Origin of the sequence: Burkholderia crassaminum (assembly GCF_964265005.1) — a bacterium.
GTDB lineage: Bacteria > Pseudomonadota > Gammaproteobacteria > Burkholderiales > Burkholderiaceae > Burkholderia.
This window is the reverse complement of sequence record NZ_OZ183799.1, coordinates 195,509-210,474: the sequence shown is the minus strand read 5'-3', so window position 1 is coordinate 210,474 and position 14,966 is coordinate 195,509. Positions and strand designations below refer to the sequence as shown.

Below are 14,966 nucleotides of genomic sequence, written 5' to 3'. Positions count from 1 at the left end.
GCCGTTCGGCCTGCTGTTCCGTGGAAAAGGCTTCCGCTATGCTGACGCGATCGAATCGACACTGAAAACGAGGCAGACGATGTCGCAGCGGTGCAACTGGGTGAAGACTGAAGCGGATGCTCACTATCACGATACCGAGTGGGGCGTGCCGTCGCACGACGATCGCCACCTGTTCGAAATGCTGATCCTGGAAGGGGCGCAGGCCGGGCTGTCGTGGTCGACGATCCTGAACAAGCGCGCAGGCTATCGCGACGCCTTTGCGGATTTCGACGTCGATGCCGTCGCGCGTTTCACGCCGAAGCGCATCGAGAAGTTGCTGGAGAATCCCGGCATCGTGCGCAATCGCGCCAAGGTCGAATCGGCGGTCACCAATGCGCGCGCCGTTCAGCGCATCCGCGACGAGCACGGGTCGCTCGCCGCGTTCCTGTGGTCGTTCGTCGGCGGCACACCGGTCCAGAACGCGTGGGAATCGTATCGCGACGCGCCCGCGTCGACCGAACAGTCCGACGCGCTCAGCAAGGCGCTGAAGGCGTACGGCTGCAAGTTCGTCGGCTCGACGATCTGCTATGCGCTGATGCAGGCCACCGGCATGGTCAACGATCACGAGGTCGGCTGCCCGTGCCACGCACAATGCGCGGCACTCGGCGGCAAACAGCCGGCACGCCGGCGCAAGGCGGGCTGACAGCGCGGGCATCCGCCACCCGCCCATCGTTCGCCACGGCCCTCCGCCGGTTACGCTGACCGCTGTTCGTTGCTCGTTGCTCGTTGCTCGTTGCCCGTTGCCCGCTCGCCGGTCGCCGGTCGCCGGTCGCCGGTCGCCGCTCACCGCTCACGAAACGATACGCGACGCGCAACCGCTCACCTGGCGGCGCGCGACGACACCGGCGCAACCGCCCGCGCGCTGCGTGAGGCCCGCATGCGCGCGCTGCGCTTCTTCACCCAGATGCAGATGCCCGTCACGCTCAGCATTGCGATGACGATACCGAGCACGCTCACCGCAGCGCGGCCCGCGACGCCGGCAATCCGCCCCGAGTGCAGCGGAAACTGCGCCTGCATGAACAGGTCGCCGGCCGAGCCGCGGCCCGGCACCTGGGCGGCGACGGGCTTGCCGGTCACGGCGTCCCAGTAGAGCCATGCGTTGCCGAGCCCGACGTCGCCGTGATCGTTGCCGGGCGTGAAGAACCCGACCGCATAAGCATTCATTGCCGGCGCGAACAGCAGCGCGCCGGGCGGCGCGGCGATCCCCGCGTCGCGCCCGGCCGTTCGCGCGATCTCGACGATCCGCTCGCGCGACAGCATCTTGCTGCCCGGCGGCGCAGGCGGGAAGTGTTCGGGATTCGTGTACGGCGTCTCGGCGAGCGGCGACACCAGCGCTACCAGCGGCCGCACGACAGGCACGGCGAGGTTCATCGAGATCGACGTGACCGCGACGACCAGCAGCAGCCCCCACACCCACACGCCGCCCGACCGGTGCAGGTCGAACACCAGCGGATAGCCGCCGCGCCGCACGCGGAACGCGAACGACTTGCGCCAGCTTTTCAGGTTCGGAAATGCGAGCACGAGCGCGATCAGGCTGTCGATCGCCCACACGATGCCGACGACGCCCATCACCCAGAACCCGAAGTTGATCCCGCCGTACTCGGGCAGGAACAGCGAGTAGTGCAGCCGGTAGATGAACGGCATCAGGTCGAGCCGCGCGAGCGACAGCGCGCCCCATTCGCGGCGGCCCTGCACCGCGCCGGTTGCGGGATCGACGGCAATCTGGCTGAAGTCGAGCGCGTACGGCTGGCCGGTTGCCGGATCGGTGCGCGGCATCACGCCCGCCTGCAGCGTGTGCCCCGGTTCGATCGCGAGCGGCAGATAGGTCACCTGCACGCGCGGGTCGGCGGCCTCGATGCGCGCCGCGAGCGCGAGCGGATCAAGCGGCGCCGCATCGCTGCGTGCGGTGTAGAAGCCCGGGTTCAGTGCCGCGTCGAGCTCGTGATCCCATGCAATCAGCGCGCCGGTGAGGCCCGCGACGAACAGGAACAGCGCGATCGCGAGGCCGAACCAGCGATGCAGGCGGACGAGAAACGGTCGCAGGAACGCATTCATCGCGCACCCGGCAAAGGGAAAGCGAGCCGGCAAGAGCGGCCCCGGTTCAACGGGATGCAGGTCATTTGAGGTCGGGCGCCGCGTACGAGCAAGCCGGCCGCCGCTGGCGAGGCCGGATGCCCTTTCACACGGCATGGAATTGTTGCGCGTTCGACGGGTTTTGATACGATGCGCGACATTTTATCGCAATGCGAATGATTCTTACTCGCATTTTTACATACCCGCCATGACCGTCAACCTCGCCCGTCCTCCCGTCCGTCCACGTCGCGTGGCCGCCGCCCTCGCCTGCGTTGCCGCGTCGCTCGCGCACGCGGACGATTCTCCTGGCGGCGCCACGGTGCTGCCGGCCGTCAACGTCACGGCCGCGCACGATTCGCCGCAGCACCTGACCGACACGATCTCCACCGGCGCGCTCGGCACGCGCCGCCAGCTCGACACGCCGTTCTCGACGACGATCGTCACGTCGGAAGAGCTCGAGGCACGCCAGCCGTACAAGCTCGGCGATGTATTCGCGAACGACGCATCGGTGTCCGACAACAGCGGCGCGTACAGCGCGTGGGCCAGCTACATGACCGTGCGCGGCATGCAGCTCGACTGGCAGAACGGCTACAAGATCGACGGGCTGCCGTTCGTCACGTACGGGATCACGATGCCGTACGAACAGCTCGATCGCGTCGAGTTGCTGAAGGGGCTCGGCGGTTTCCTGTACGGCTTCGTGACACCCGGCGGTGTCGTCAACTACGTGACGAAGCAGCCTGGCACCGAACCCGTGCGCAGCCTCGACGTCGGCTACCGGAGCACCAACGTATGGACCGAGCACGTCGATCTCGGCCAGCGCTTCGGGCCGAACGGCATGTTCGGCGCGCGGCTGAACGCGACGCACGAGGAAGGCAAGACCTACAACGACGGCAACATCCGCCGCGACAGCGTATCGCTCGCACTGCAGGCGAACCTGACGCGCGACCTGTCGGTGACGTTCGGCGCGCTGTACCAGGAGCGCCGCACGACGGGCCAGACGCCGTCGATCTTCACCGGCAGCTATCCAGGCGGCGCGCTGCCCGCGACGATCAGTGGCGGCACGACGAACCTCGGCGGCAAGGACCAGTACCTGAACACGAACCTGCAGCTTTATACGGCCGGGCTGCAATACCAGCTCGCGCCCGACTGGCAGCTCGACGTCGCCTACAGCTACAGCAAGGCGACGCGCCGCCGCAACGAAAGCACGCTGTACCTGCAGGATCAGGCCGGCAACTACAGCGACAGCCGCTACGTCGGCATGGAGGATCACCGCTTCAGCCAGTGGCGCGCGATGGTCGAGGGCAAGGTGCGCACGGGGCCGCTCAGCCACCAGATCGTGATCGGCGCATCGTGGCAGAAGCAGGCGAACGACTATTCGGCGAACAGCGTGTTCGTGCCGCTCGGCGCCGGCAACCTCTATGCGCCGAACCCGTACCGCTACGACAGCCCGCACGGCTTCATCCAGTACCGCACGAGCGAGATCGTGCAGAAATCGCTGTTCGCGAGCGACACCGTGCAGCTCACCGAGCGCTGGTCGGTGCTCGCCGGCGTGCGCTACATGAACTACGAGCAGCGCTCATTCCAGGCCAGCGGCGCCGAGGATCCCGGCTATCGCCAGAATGGCGTGGTGACGCCGACGTTCGCGGTGATGTTCAAGCTCGCGCCGACGACCACCGCGTACGCGAGCTACGCCGAATCGCTCGAGCCCGGCAGCCGCGTGAACGACGTCTACGCGAACGCCGGCCAGGTGCTCAAGCCGCTGCGCAGCAAGCAGTACGAACTGGGGATCAAGAGCGAGCACGCGCGCTGGAGCGCGACGGCCGCGCTGTTCCGCATCGAGCGCAGCGCCGAATATGCGAACGCGGCGAACGTCTACGTACAGGATGGCGAATCGATCATTCAGGGGATCGAGTTCGGTGCGCGCGCGAAATTCGGCGCGCGCTGGAACGCGGGCGTCGACGCAATGCTGCTCGACGCGTGGTATGCGAACGGGATCGGCAACAACGGCAACCGTGTCGCGGGCGCGCCACGTTTCGTGCTCGCCGGCGACATCGGCTATGCGGTGCCAGGCGTGCCGGGGCTGACGCTCGGCGTCGATGCGAAATTCACCGGCGCGACGCCGCTGCGCGCGGCCGGCGGCCTCGACGCCCCGGGCTTTCTCGTCGTCAATGCGGGCGCGCGTTACCTGACGCGGATCGGCCGCCACGACGTGACGCTGCGCGCATCGATCGACAACGTACTGAACCGCCGTTACTGGGAATACCAGTACGCGGACTACGTGAAGCCAGGCGACCCGCGCACGGTGAGCCTGAGCGCGAAGATCGACTTCTGAACGCTGCGCCGGCGGCTGCAAGCCGCCCGCCGTCGGCCGGCGTGGCCGCACCGCAACGGCTTCGGGATTTTCCCCGACCGCAAAAGCAAAACGGCGGAGCGGCTTCTTTCGAAGCACGCTCCGCCGTTTCGCGGCGAACCGTAAGACGCTCTTAGTGGAGCTTCTTCGGCAGCATCTGGCTGCGCAGGCGCTTGTGCAGGCGCTTGACGGCTGCTGCCTTCTTGCGCTTGCGGACTGCGGTCGGCTTTTCGTAGGACTGGCGTTCGCGCAGCTCAGCGATCAGGCCATTTTTTTCGATAGCACGGCGAAAGCGGCGAATCGCCACTTCGAACGGCTCGTTTTCTTTCAGAAGAATCGTCGTCATGTCGTTCCTAAATTGCTTAAACGGTCAAAAACGTAGCGGCCAAGCGCCACGCACCGGCCATCCGAGCGTCCCCACAAACAGGCGAAACGAGCGGAAATACGGCCTCGGAGGCCGGAAAAGAGAGGCGGAAAGCACCGCGGGTACGCTTCACAAGCCGCGTGCAGCGCCGCGTTTGACTGCCAGCAGACATGCCGAAAACGGCAGAGGCGTGACAGAAATCTCAATTCAGCCCGCCATCATAGCAGGGAATCACAGACAAAACCACCCTTTTGTCGGTCGCGTGTGCACAGGTGAACGACTGCGTGGCGAGGCCGCTCTCTGGCCCCACCCATTCGACATCGCGCCGAGCCCGTCCGAAATGACAAAGAAGGATAAAAAATCGGGCCGAATCTCAACGCACCCCTCAAGTTTTGTTTTGGTGCGCCGAAATCCTGCTCTGAGGCGGCCAGCAATGAACGAGTGCTTCCGCCGACGCCAAAAACGGCTTTCCAGGGCTTTCGGCTTAAACAGGAGATTTTCCATGCTCGGAATTAACAGCAACATCAACTCGCTGGTTGCACAGCAGAACCTCAACGGCTCGCAAAACGCCCTGTCGCAGGCAATCACGCGCCTGTCGTCGGGCAAGCGCATCAACAGCGCGGCAGACGACGCAGCAGGCCTCGCGATCTCGACCCGGATGCAGACCCAGATCAACGGTCTGAACCAGGGCGTGTCGAACGCGAACGACGGCGTGTCGATGATTCAAACGGCATCGAGCGCACTGTCGTCGCTGACGAACAGCCTGCAACGTATCCGCCAGCTGGCCGTCCAGGCGTCGACGGGCACGATGTCCACGACCGACCAGGCAGCACTGCAACAGGAAGTTGCACAGCAGATCCAGGAAGTGAACCGTATCGCGTCGCAAACGACGTACAACGGCACGAACATCCTGAACGGCAACGCAGGCATCGTGTCGTTCCAGGTTGGCGCGAACGTCGGCCAGACGATCTCGCTGGACCTGAGCCAAAGCATGTCGGCTGCACAGATCGGCGGTGGCCTGGTGCAGAAGGGTCAGACGGTCGGCACGGTGACGGGCCTGAGCCTCGACAACACCGGCGCGTACACGTCGGCGTCGGCGGCCGTAACGGTTACCGCGATCAACGTGCTGTCGGACGGTAAGGGTGGTTACACGTTCACCGACCAGAACGGCGGCGCCATCACGCAAGCCTATGCCCAGTCCGTGTTCGGCGCAAACGCAACGTCCGGCGCGGGCGCGGCAGTCGGCAATCTGACGCTCCAGGCGGGCGCAACCAGCTCCGGCGGCGGCAGCATGTCGGCAGCGGCGCTCACCGCGGCCACGAACGCAGTTGCGCAGATCAACGCCGTCAACAAGCCGGCAACCGTGTCGGGCCTCGACATCAGCACCGTCAGCGGTGCGAACGTCGCGATGGTGTCGATCGACAACGCGCTGCAGACGGTGAACAACGTTCAGGCGCAGCTCGGCGCGGCACAAAACCGCTTCACGGCAATCGCCACGTCGCAGCAAGCTGAATCGACCGACCTGTCGTCGGCACAGTCGCAGATCACCGACGCGAACTTCGCGCAGGAAACGGCGAACATGTCGAAGAACCAGGTGCTGCAACAAGCTGGCATCTCGGTGCTCGCGCAGGCAAACTCGCTGCCGCAGCAGGTCCTGAAGCTCCTGCAGTAATCGGGTAGCAACCCACGGCCGGGCCCCGCGTAACGCGCGGCCCGGCCGCAGTCACTTGGCGCGCGGGGCCTTGCCCCGCCGCCAGGTCTTCAGCCAGATTTTCACGCTTCATCCGCCGCACGGAGCATTACGATGTCGACGATCAATTCCGCCGTCACCGCCGCCAACAGCTCGGCCAACAGCGCGCTGCAACAGGCTGCCCAATCGATCATCAGCGGGTCGACCGGCAACTCGTCGATGGACGTCAACTCGCTCGTGACGGCGCTCGTCAATGCGAAGACCGCCGGTCAAGCCGCCGCGCTCAGCGCGCAGCAGGCCAGCGACAACACCCAGATTTCCGCGTACGGCGCCCTTTCGGCCGCACTGAGCGCACTCCAGGCCGGCGTCACGACCCTGTCGAACGGCTCGCTGCAAAACACCTTCACCGCCACCACGAGCGGCACCGGCCTGACCGCGACCGCGGGCGCTGGCGCCGTCGCCGGCAGCTATTCGGTCGGCGTCACGCAGATCGCGACGTCGCAGTCGCTGTCGTCGGCCGCGTTCGGCGCGTCGACAGCCCTCGGCACCGGCACGATGACGCTGTCGCTCGGCAGCCAGCGGTTCACGGTCAACGTGGGCAGCAACAACAACACGCTGTCCGGCATCGCCGCCGCGATCAATAACACGACCGGCAACCCGGGCATCGTCGCGTCGGTCGTCAACGGCAGCGACGGCGCTCACCTCGTACTCAGCTCGACACCGACCGGCGCGGCGAACGCGATCAGCGTCGCAGTCAGCAACGTGACCGGCGACAACGGCCTGTCCAGCCTCGGCGTCACGTCGACGGCCAGCACGACGGGCGGCCAGTCGACCTTCACGTCCGCGAACAGCAGCGCCGCCTGGAAACAGAGCACGGCCGCGCAGGACGCCACGTTCACGATCAACGGCATCGCCGCGACGAGCGCAAGCAACACCGTGACGAGCGCGATCACCGGCGTCACGGTGAACCTGACCTCGGCCGCCGCCGGCTCGACGCAGACGCTGTCGATCGCCACCAACACGCAATCGCAGGCGTCCACGATCAACAACTTCGTGACGCTCTACAACACGCTCGTCACGACGATGAACACGCTGTCGAGCTTCTCGTCCGGCTCGTCGTCGCAAGGCCCGCTGCTCGGCGACTCGACGCTGAACACGATCCGCAACGCACTCGCGTCGGTCGTCGCGGGCGGCGTGACCAGCAACGGCTCGACGGTCAACCTCGCGTCGATCGGCGTCACGCTGCAGGCCGACGGCACGCTGCAGGTCGACAGCACGGCGCTCAACTCCGCGCTGCAGAACAACCCGACGGGCGTCGCGGCGCTGTTCAACTCGACGAACGGGATCGGCCAGCAACTCACGTCGGACATCACGAACTACACGCAGACGGGCGGGCTGATCGCCGCGCGCACGACCGCGCTCAACAACGACCTGACCAGCGTTTCCACGCAGCAGACGAACCTGTCGAACTACACCGCACAGCTGACCAGCCAGTACCAGGCGCAGTTCACCGCGCTCAACACGCTGATGGCGACGATGAACAGCAACTCGCAATACCTGACGCAGCTGTTCGGCGGCACGAACAGCGCCGGCGCGCTGTCGAGCAACAAGAGCTGACCGCTAGCCAGACCGGAGAGCCACGATGGAACAGACCGAACTGATCGCCCAGCTCGACGCGCTCACCGACGCGATCGAACATGCGGCCGCGATGGCCGACTGGGTCGAGACGGCCCGCCTCGTCGACATGCGCGATCCGCTCGTCGCGTCGCTCGCGGCCGATCAACCGCCGGCCGGCCTCGCCGCAGTCCGCCGGATTCAGGCCAGCAACGAACGCATCTTCGCCGACGCACAACGCGCGCAGCAGGAACTGACCGACGAATACCGGACGGCGATGAGCCGCGTGCAGGCCGTCGGCCAGTACCAGAGCATCGCGAGCCGCTGATACGCACCTGACGCCGCATCATTGCCGGCGCACCAACCTGACAACAAGAACTACACGCTGATGTGAGGGCGTGCTCGTTCGCCTCCGCCCGCCTCGTGCGGGCGTTTTTTTTGGGGCACCGTCAACCGCATCGCCCCGGCCTCGGCCGACCAGTCAATCGACCAAACTGACCGGGCTTTTCCTGTCACCTCGCGGCATCGGCGCGACGGCGCGCTACCCATAATGGTATCGACCGACTCTCCGCAGATTTCATCATGTTCTCGACCGAACTGCCCGCCTCCGCCGCGCGCACGCCTGAACAGCAGCTTGCGCAGGACATTGCACTCGTCATGGACAACGCGCTCGAGCGCCAGCGCAGCGGCGCGTTCGACGACGCCCGGGCGCTGTACGAGGCCATCCTCGACGCGGTGCCCACGCATGGAGATGCACATTACAACCTCGCGGTGCTGCTGGCCGATACGGGCCATCCGGCTGACGCGGTGCCGCATTTCGAAGCCGCCATCGGCGTGAGCCCGGACAACGGCTACTACTGGGTCAGCTACATTCATGCGCTGCATCGCAGCGGGCAAGCGGCCGCCGCATGGATCGCGGTCGAAATCGCGCAGCAGCGCGGTGTACACGGCCCCGCGCTGAACGGCCTGATCGCGCAATTGGCGTCACCCGACATCATGTTCGCGACTGCAGCGGTCGCTGCGGCCCCGAGCGGCATCGACGCGGCGATCGCCCTGGAAACCGCGGCCGGCACAGCCGTGAAGAGCGACTCCGGCAAGCCTGCCCGCCGCGCCAATCAGACGCTGCTGCAAAAGCATGCGGCGCTGTTCGCGAAGAACAAGCACGCGGAAGCCACCGCGCTTGCGCAGAAACTGGTCGCCGACTACCCGGAAGACGGCGCATGCTGGCGCGCGCTGTCCGCATCGCTTCACCGGGCGGGCCGCTTCGCGGAGATGATCGACGCCGGCTTTCGCACGGTCGACTTGCTGCCGGATGAAGTACTCGTGCGCATCCTGCTCGCAGATACGCTGCGAGCGCGGAACCGTCTCGCGGAAGCCGACGAGCAGTGCAAGCGCCTGCTCCAGCTTCAGCCCGATCACGCGGAGGCAATGCGGATTCGCGGTCTCGTGCTGTTCGCGCTGCGCCACAGGGATGAAGCGCTCGCGGCCTGCCGGCGCGCCGTCGAGCTCACGCCCGGCGCCGCCGCGCCATGCGGCACGCTCGGCTTCGTGCTGCTCGAACTGGGCGCAACGCAGGAAGCGATAGGCTGGCTGAAGCGCTCGATCGAAATCAACCCGACCGACAGCGTCACCTACAGCAGCATGCTGTTCTGTATCGCACACAGCAGCGACTTCGGTCCGCAGGCGCTCGTTGCGGAACATCGCAAGTTCGGCGAGCGCTACGACAATCAAAAGCGCAAGCGCGCAGCCGTGTTCTCGAACCTGCGCGACCCGGCGCGCAAGCTGCAGGTCGGCTTCGTGTCGGGCGACCTGTTCAGCCACGCGGTTGCCTCCTACGCGGTGCCTGTGATCGAGCATCTCGCGGCCGACCCCGGCATTGCGATGCACTTCTATCACAATCACTTCGAGGAAGATCACACGTCCGAACGCTTCAAGGCCCACGCCACGACCTGGCGCAACGTCGCCGACATGAGCGACCAGGCCTTCCTTGAGCGCGTGCGCAACGACGGCATCGACATCGTGATCGACCTGTCGGGCCATACCGGCCGCAATCGGCTCGTTGCGCTGGCGCAGCGCGCGGCGCCGGTTCAGGCGTCGTGGATCGGCTATCCGGCCACGACCGGCCTCAGCAAGATGGACTATTACCTGACGGATCGCTTCGTCGCGCCGCACGGCGCATTCGACGATCAGTTCGTCGAACAAATCGTGCGTCTGCCCGCGATCGCGCCGTTCATGCCGCCGCCGAATTGCCCGCCCGTCAACGTGCTGCCGGCGCTGCACAACGGCTATACGACGTACGCCAGCTTCAACCGCCTGAACAAGCTGAGCCCGCACGTGATCGAGGTCTGGGCGCGCGTGCTGCACGCGGATCCAACCGCGCGCATGGCAATCGGCGCAATCGACAACGACGGCGACCAGCAGACGCTGACCGAATGGTTCGCAGCCTCCGGCATCGATGTCGGCCGCCTGACGTTCCACCGGCGCTCGAGCACCGCCGTTTACATGCAGCAGCATCACGGCGTCGACCTGTGTCTCGATGCGTTCCCGTACACCGGTTCGACGACCACGCTGAACGCGCTTTGGATGGGCGTGCCGACCGTGACGATCCCCGGCGCGACGATGGCCGGGCGCGGGAGCGCGGGCTGGCTGCAGCACGTCGGGCTCGACGCGTACATCGCGACAGACGAGGACGACTTCGTCACGAGGGCGCTGGCGCTCAGCCGCGACACCGCCGCGCTGCAGGCGCTTCGCGCCGGACTGCGCGCGCGCTGCGGGGAATCCGCCGCGTTCCGGCCGGCGGTCGTCGCGGCCGGGCTGTCGTCGGCGCTGCGCACGATGTGGACCCGCTGGTGCGCGGGAGAACCTGCCATCGCATTCGACACGCCGCTGTTCGACGACACGGCTACCGCACAGGCCGCGGCAGAGGCCTGAACCTCACGTCAAGATCGAGAGAGACCATCATGACCGCCAGCCTGCCCGCGTCGTCCGTCGCGCAACTGCCGCACGAACGCATCTACGTCACGCAGCCGCACCTGCCGCCGCTCGACGAATTCCTGCCGTACCTCGAGAAGATCTGGGAAAGCCGCACGCTGACCAACGGCGGCCCGTTCCACCAGCAATTCGAGCGCGCGCTTTGCGAGTATCTCGGCGTGCCGCACCTGTCGCTGTTCGCAAACGGCACGCTCGCGCTCGTCACCGCGCTGCAGGCGCTGCGCATCAACGGCGAGGTGATCACGACGCCGTATTCGTTCGTCGCCACCGCGCATTCGCTGCTGTGGAACGGCATCAAGCCGGTATTTGTCGACGTCACGCCCGGCACGCTCAACCTGGACCCCGCCCGCATCGAGGCGGCGATCACGCCGCAGACCACCGCGATCATGCCCGTCCACTGCTACGGCAATCCGTGCGACGTCGAAGCCATCCAGAAGATCGCCGACAACTACAACCTGCGCGTGATCTATGACGCCGCGCATGCGTTCGGCGTGCAGAATGCCTCCGGCAGCGTGCTCACGCACGGCGACCTGTCGGTGCTGAGCTTCCACGCGACGAAGGTGTTCAACACCTTCGAAGGCGGCGCGATCATCTGCCCCGACGCGAAGACCAAGCAACGGATCGACCACCTGAAGAATTTTGGTTTCGTCGACGAAGTCACGGTCGTCGCGCCCGGCATCAACGGCAAGATGAGCGAGATCAACGCCGCATTCGGGATGCTGCAGTTGCAGCACATCGACGGCGCACTCGTGCGCCGCCGCGAAATCGATACGCTGTACCGCACGCTGCTCGCCGACGTGCGCGGCATCCGCTGCGTGCCGCACGGCGACCAGACCGTCGCGAACCACGCGTATTTCGCGATCCTCGTCGACGAAGACTACCCACTCGATCGCGATGCGCTGTACCAGAAGCTGCGCGACTACGACGTGTACGCGCGCCGCTACTTCCATCCGCTGATTTCGGAATTTCCGATGTACCGCGGGCTGCCGTCCGCCAACCGCGACAACCTGCCCGTCGCGACCGAGGCCGCGCGCAAGGTGCTGTGCCTGCCGATCTACCCGTCGCTCACCGACGACATGGTCCGCCGTATCGTCGAGCTGATCGCGCGCTGACGCGCGGCGCCTACAGGTAACGCTCGCCAGCCGCGCGCGCGCGGATCCGGCGAGCCGGATTGCCGTACGCGACCGTGTACGGCTCGACGTCGTGCAATACGACCGAGCCTGCCCCGACGACGCCGTGCTCGCCCACCGCGATCCGGTGCCGCAGCATGGCGCCGAGGCCGATCGCCGCGCCGTGGCCGATCCGGCAGTTGCCGCCGGTGACGACCCCCGGCGCGAGACTCGAGAAATCCGCCATCACGCCATCGTGATCGAGCGACGCATTCGTGTTGACGATGCACCCGCTGCCGATCGTGCAGCACGGGTTGATCACCGCGCCGGCCATCACGACCGTGCCCGCGCCGATCGTCGACGCCTTGCCGATGCGTGCTGCCGGATGCACCGCCGACACACACGGCAGGCCCGGCGCGAGCGCCGCGAGAGCGGCCGTCACGTTCTCGCGCGCGTGGTTGTCGCCGATGGCGACCAGCAGCCCGGCGATTCCGTGTGCATCGATCAGATCCGGCAAATCGCGTTCGGCGCCCAGCACCGCGTAGCCGAGCGTCTCCTCGCCGCGGGGCCGGAACGAATCGATCAGCCCGGCGATCCGGTAGCGGCGGGCCTGTTCGACGATGTCGATCACGACCTTGGCGTGACCGGACGAGCCGACGATGACGATGTTTTCCACGAGGGCCTCGATTGATCTGAAAGCAGAGGCGGCATTGCCGCGTTCCCCGCAGTATGCCGCGTCGCCGCACCCGCGCGGTGCGCGCCGTCACGTCAGACAGTACGCGCCGGTTCGTCCGCCGTCACGCGACCCGCTGCAAAATGCGCGGCAAACGCCTCGCGCAAGCGCTCGGCCATCTGGATCCAGGTGTGGTCGCGCCCTCGGCGAAACAACCGTACCGTGCCCGGATACCACGGCGAATCGTCGCGGTCGTGCATCCAGCGCCAGTCCACGTCCTGATTCGGCAGCAGCACCCAGCAAGGCTTGCCGAGCGAGGCGGCCAGGTGCGCGGTGGAGGTGTCGACACACACCACGAGATCGAGTTGCGCGACGATCGCGGCCGTATCCGCGAAATCGTCGATCTCCGAACCCAGGTGCAGCAACGGCAGGCCGCCCGGCGGCTGACGCGCCTCGTCCTCGCCCTGCCCCTTCTGCAAGCTCACGAAATGCACGCCCGGCACGCTCCACAGCGGCGTCAGCAATGCGAGCGACGGCAGCGAGCGGTGCGCATCGTTGTGATGCTTCGGGTTGCCCTTCCACACGAGGCCGACGCGCGGGCCGGCCGGTAGCGCGTCGAGGCGCGCACGCCAGCGCACGACGCGGGCCGGATCGGGCGCGAGCCGCACCGGCGGCGGAATCGTGTCGAGCGTCGTGCCCGCGTGCATCGGCGCGCTCAGCAGGCTCGTCCAGAAGTCGAACTGCGCCGCCTGCGCCGTCGCCGTCTCGTGATCGAGCACCGCGTCGACACCGTCGACCGTCTCCATCAGACGATGCAGCGCGGGCTGGCAAGCGAACACCACGCGCGCCGCATGCCGCGCCCGAAACGCCGCGAAATAGCGGCTGAACTGCAGCATGTCGCCGAGGCCGTCTTCCTGCCAGACGAGCAGCGTCTTGCCGGTGAGCGGCTCGCCTTGCCATTGCGCACACGGCAGCACCTCGCGGGTCCGGCGGTGCACGAACGCCGTTTGTTCGTAGCGCGATTCGTAGCGCCGCCAGCCTTCGTCGAACCGGCCGAGGCCGAGCAACAGCGTCGCCAGGCCGAAACGCGCATCCCCATAGTCCGCACGCAGTTCGAGCGCGCGGCGGTACGCGTGTTCGGCATCGTCGTGGCGGCCGGCATGCGCGAACGTGGTGCCGAGGTTGTAGTGCACTTCCGCCATGTCCGGTGCGAGCGCCAGCGCATCGGCGAAGACGGCCATCGCTTCGTCGTGACGACCCTGCGCGCGCAGGACGCAGCCGAGATTGTTGTGCGGCTGCGGCAGGCCGGGACGGTAACGGATCGCGTCGCGATAAGCCGCTTCGGCTTCCGGCAGGCGATCGAGATTCTGCAGCGCGACGCCGAGGTTGTAGTGCGCCTCCGGGTGATCCGGGCACAGCGCAAGCGTCTGGCGGCTGGCTGCCTCCGCTTCCGGCAGCCGCTGCATGTCGACGAGGATCGCGCCGAGATTGGCGTGCGCGAGCACGTGGTCGGCGCGCACGGCAATCGCGAGCCGGTAGGCGAGTTCCGCTTCGGCATGCCGGCCGAGCACACGCAACAGGTTGCCGAGATCGGTCAGCACGTCGGCCGACTGCGGCTCGATCAGCAGCGCCTGCCCGAGTGCCTGCTCGGCTTCATCGAGCCGGCCGAGCGCTTCGAGCACCTTGCCGAACCGGTGATGGTGCGACGCCCGCAACGGCGTGACGGACGCGAGTTGCCGGCGCAGGAGCGCCTCGGCATCGGGCAAGCGCCCTTGCGACACGAGCAGCGCGCCGAGGCCGTCGTACGGCGGCTCGAACGTCGGCATCGCATCGATCACGCGCCGCCACCATGCTTCCGCGTCGGCCGGCCGGTTCAGGCCGAGCGCGCAGACAGCCGCGATGTGCAGCGCAACGACGGCCGGCGCCGGCCGGTCGAGCAGCGGCGCGACGAGCTGCAGTGCGGCGGCGAACTGTCCGTTCTGGCACAGGGTCGCCGCGTGTTGAACCAGCGCGGATTCGTCGGAAGCAGGTGTCATGTCATGCGGCGCCGCGCGGCGCGCAGC

At 66.9% G+C, this 14,966-nt stretch carries 11 protein-coding genes; 7 read left to right on the top strand and 4 right to left on the bottom strand.

Features of this window, described 5'->3' with window-relative positions:
- The first annotated feature begins 79 nt into the window (after positions 1–79).
- Positions 80–682, top strand: coding sequence for a DNA-3-methyladenine glycosylase I (locus ACPTTF_RS00865; RefSeq protein WP_166963803.1), 603 nt, complete (start codon positions 80–82; stop codon positions 680–682).
- Positions 683–858: 176 nt separating this feature from the next.
- Here ACPTTF_RS00865 and ACPTTF_RS00860 read toward each other — a convergent pair whose 3' ends face one another.
- Positions 859–2,094, bottom strand: coding sequence for a PepSY-associated TM helix domain-containing protein (locus tag ACPTTF_RS00860; RefSeq protein ID WP_423370024.1), 1,236 nt, complete (start codon positions 2,092–2,094; stop codon positions 859–861).
- A gap of 226 nt (positions 2,095–2,320) precedes the next feature.
- Here ACPTTF_RS00860 and ACPTTF_RS00855 point away from each other — a divergent pair, with 226 nt between their 5' ends.
- On the top strand, positions 2,321–4,444 hold the full coding sequence (locus ACPTTF_RS00855) for a TonB-dependent siderophore receptor (RefSeq protein WP_423370023.1): 2,124 nt from the start codon (positions 2,321–2,323) through the stop codon (positions 4,442–4,444).
- 151 nt (positions 4,445–4,595) lie between these two features.
- Here the strand turns inward: ACPTTF_RS00855 and rpsU are convergent, their stop codons facing one another.
- On the bottom strand, positions 4,596–4,808 hold the full coding sequence (gene rpsU / locus ACPTTF_RS00850) for a 30S ribosomal protein S21 (RefSeq protein WP_006401410.1): 213 nt from the start codon (positions 4,806–4,808) through the stop codon (positions 4,596–4,598).
- Positions 4,809–5,328: 520 nt separating this feature from the next.
- On the opposite strand from rpsU, the gene ACPTTF_RS00845 reads away from it, so the two are divergent.
- The 5 genes from ACPTTF_RS00845 to vioA all read left to right on the top strand — a co-directional run bounded on the left by ACPTTF_RS00845 (position 5,329) and on the right by vioA (position 12,233).
- Positions 5,329–6,498 (top strand): flagellin, encoded by a 1,170-nt coding sequence (locus ACPTTF_RS00845; RefSeq protein WP_423370022.1) that lies wholly within the window; start codon positions 5,329–5,331, stop codon positions 6,496–6,498.
- A gap of 132 nt (positions 6,499–6,630) precedes the next feature.
- Positions 6,631–8,133: a flagellar filament capping protein FliD gene (fliD, locus tag ACPTTF_RS00840; protein ID WP_423370021.1), complete on the top strand. Its 1,503-nt coding sequence runs from the start codon at positions 6,631–6,633 to the stop codon at positions 8,131–8,133.
- A 25-nt stretch (positions 8,134–8,158) separates the two neighbouring features.
- Positions 8,159–8,458, top strand: coding sequence for a flagellar protein FliT (locus ACPTTF_RS00835; protein ID WP_423370020.1), 300 nt, complete (start codon positions 8,159–8,161; stop codon positions 8,456–8,458).
- A gap of 254 nt (positions 8,459–8,712) precedes the next feature.
- Complete coding sequence (locus ACPTTF_RS00830) at positions 8,713–11,061, top strand: tetratricopeptide repeat protein (protein WP_423370019.1); 2,349 nt, start codon at positions 8,713–8,715, stop codon at positions 11,059–11,061.
- A 29-nt stretch (positions 11,062–11,090) separates the two neighbouring features.
- Complete coding sequence (vioA, locus tag ACPTTF_RS00825) at positions 11,091–12,233, top strand: dTDP-4-amino-4,6-dideoxy-D-glucose aminotransferase VioA (RefSeq protein ID WP_423370018.1); 1,143 nt, start codon at positions 11,091–11,093, stop codon at positions 12,231–12,233.
- A 10-nt stretch (positions 12,234–12,243) separates the two neighbouring features.
- Here vioA and ACPTTF_RS00820 read toward each other — a convergent pair whose 3' ends face one another.
- Positions 12,244–12,906, bottom strand: a complete 663-nt coding sequence (locus tag ACPTTF_RS00820; RefSeq protein WP_423370017.1) for an acetyltransferase — start codon at positions 12,904–12,906, stop codon at positions 12,244–12,246.
- A 92-nt stretch (positions 12,907–12,998) separates the two neighbouring features.
- Positions 12,999–14,939, bottom strand: a complete 1,941-nt coding sequence (locus tag ACPTTF_RS00815) for a tetratricopeptide repeat protein (RefSeq protein ID WP_423370016.1) — start codon at positions 14,937–14,939, stop codon at positions 12,999–13,001.
- Between the last annotated feature and the right edge of the window lie 27 nt (positions 14,940–14,966).

Bases quoted from the DNA above. Each gene is read 5' to 3' on its own strand.
- vioA (WP_423370018.1), top strand. From the start codon at position 11,091: ATGACCGCCAGCCTGCCCGCGTCGTCCGTCGCGCAACTGCCGCACGAA.
- ACPTTF_RS00830 (WP_423370019.1), top strand. From the start codon at position 8,713: ATGTTCTCGACCGAACTGCCCGCCTCCGCCGCGCGCACGCCTGAACAG.
- ACPTTF_RS00845 (WP_423370022.1), top strand. From the start codon at position 5,329: ATGCTCGGAATTAACAGCAACATCAACTCGCTGGTTGCACAGCAGAAC.
- ACPTTF_RS00815 (WP_423370016.1), bottom strand. From the start codon at position 14,939: ATGACACCTGCTTCCGACGAATCCGCGCTGGTTCAACACGCGGCGACC.
- fliD (WP_423370021.1), top strand. From the start codon at position 6,631: ATGTCGACGATCAATTCCGCCGTCACCGCCGCCAACAGCTCGGCCAAC.
- ACPTTF_RS00865 (WP_166963803.1), top strand. From the start codon at position 80: ATGTCGCAGCGGTGCAACTGGGTGAAGACTGAAGCGGATGCTCACTAT.
- rpsU (WP_006401410.1), bottom strand. From the start codon at position 4,808: ATGACGACGATTCTTCTGAAAGAAAACGAGCCGTTCGAAGTGGCGATT.
- ACPTTF_RS00835 (WP_423370020.1), top strand. From the start codon at position 8,159: ATGGAACAGACCGAACTGATCGCCCAGCTCGACGCGCTCACCGACGCG.
- ACPTTF_RS00855 (WP_423370023.1), top strand. From the start codon at position 2,321: ATGACCGTCAACCTCGCCCGTCCTCCCGTCCGTCCACGTCGCGTGGCC.
- ACPTTF_RS00860 (WP_423370024.1), bottom strand. From the start codon at position 2,094: ATGAATGCGTTCCTGCGACCGTTTCTCGTCCGCCTGCATCGCTGGTTC.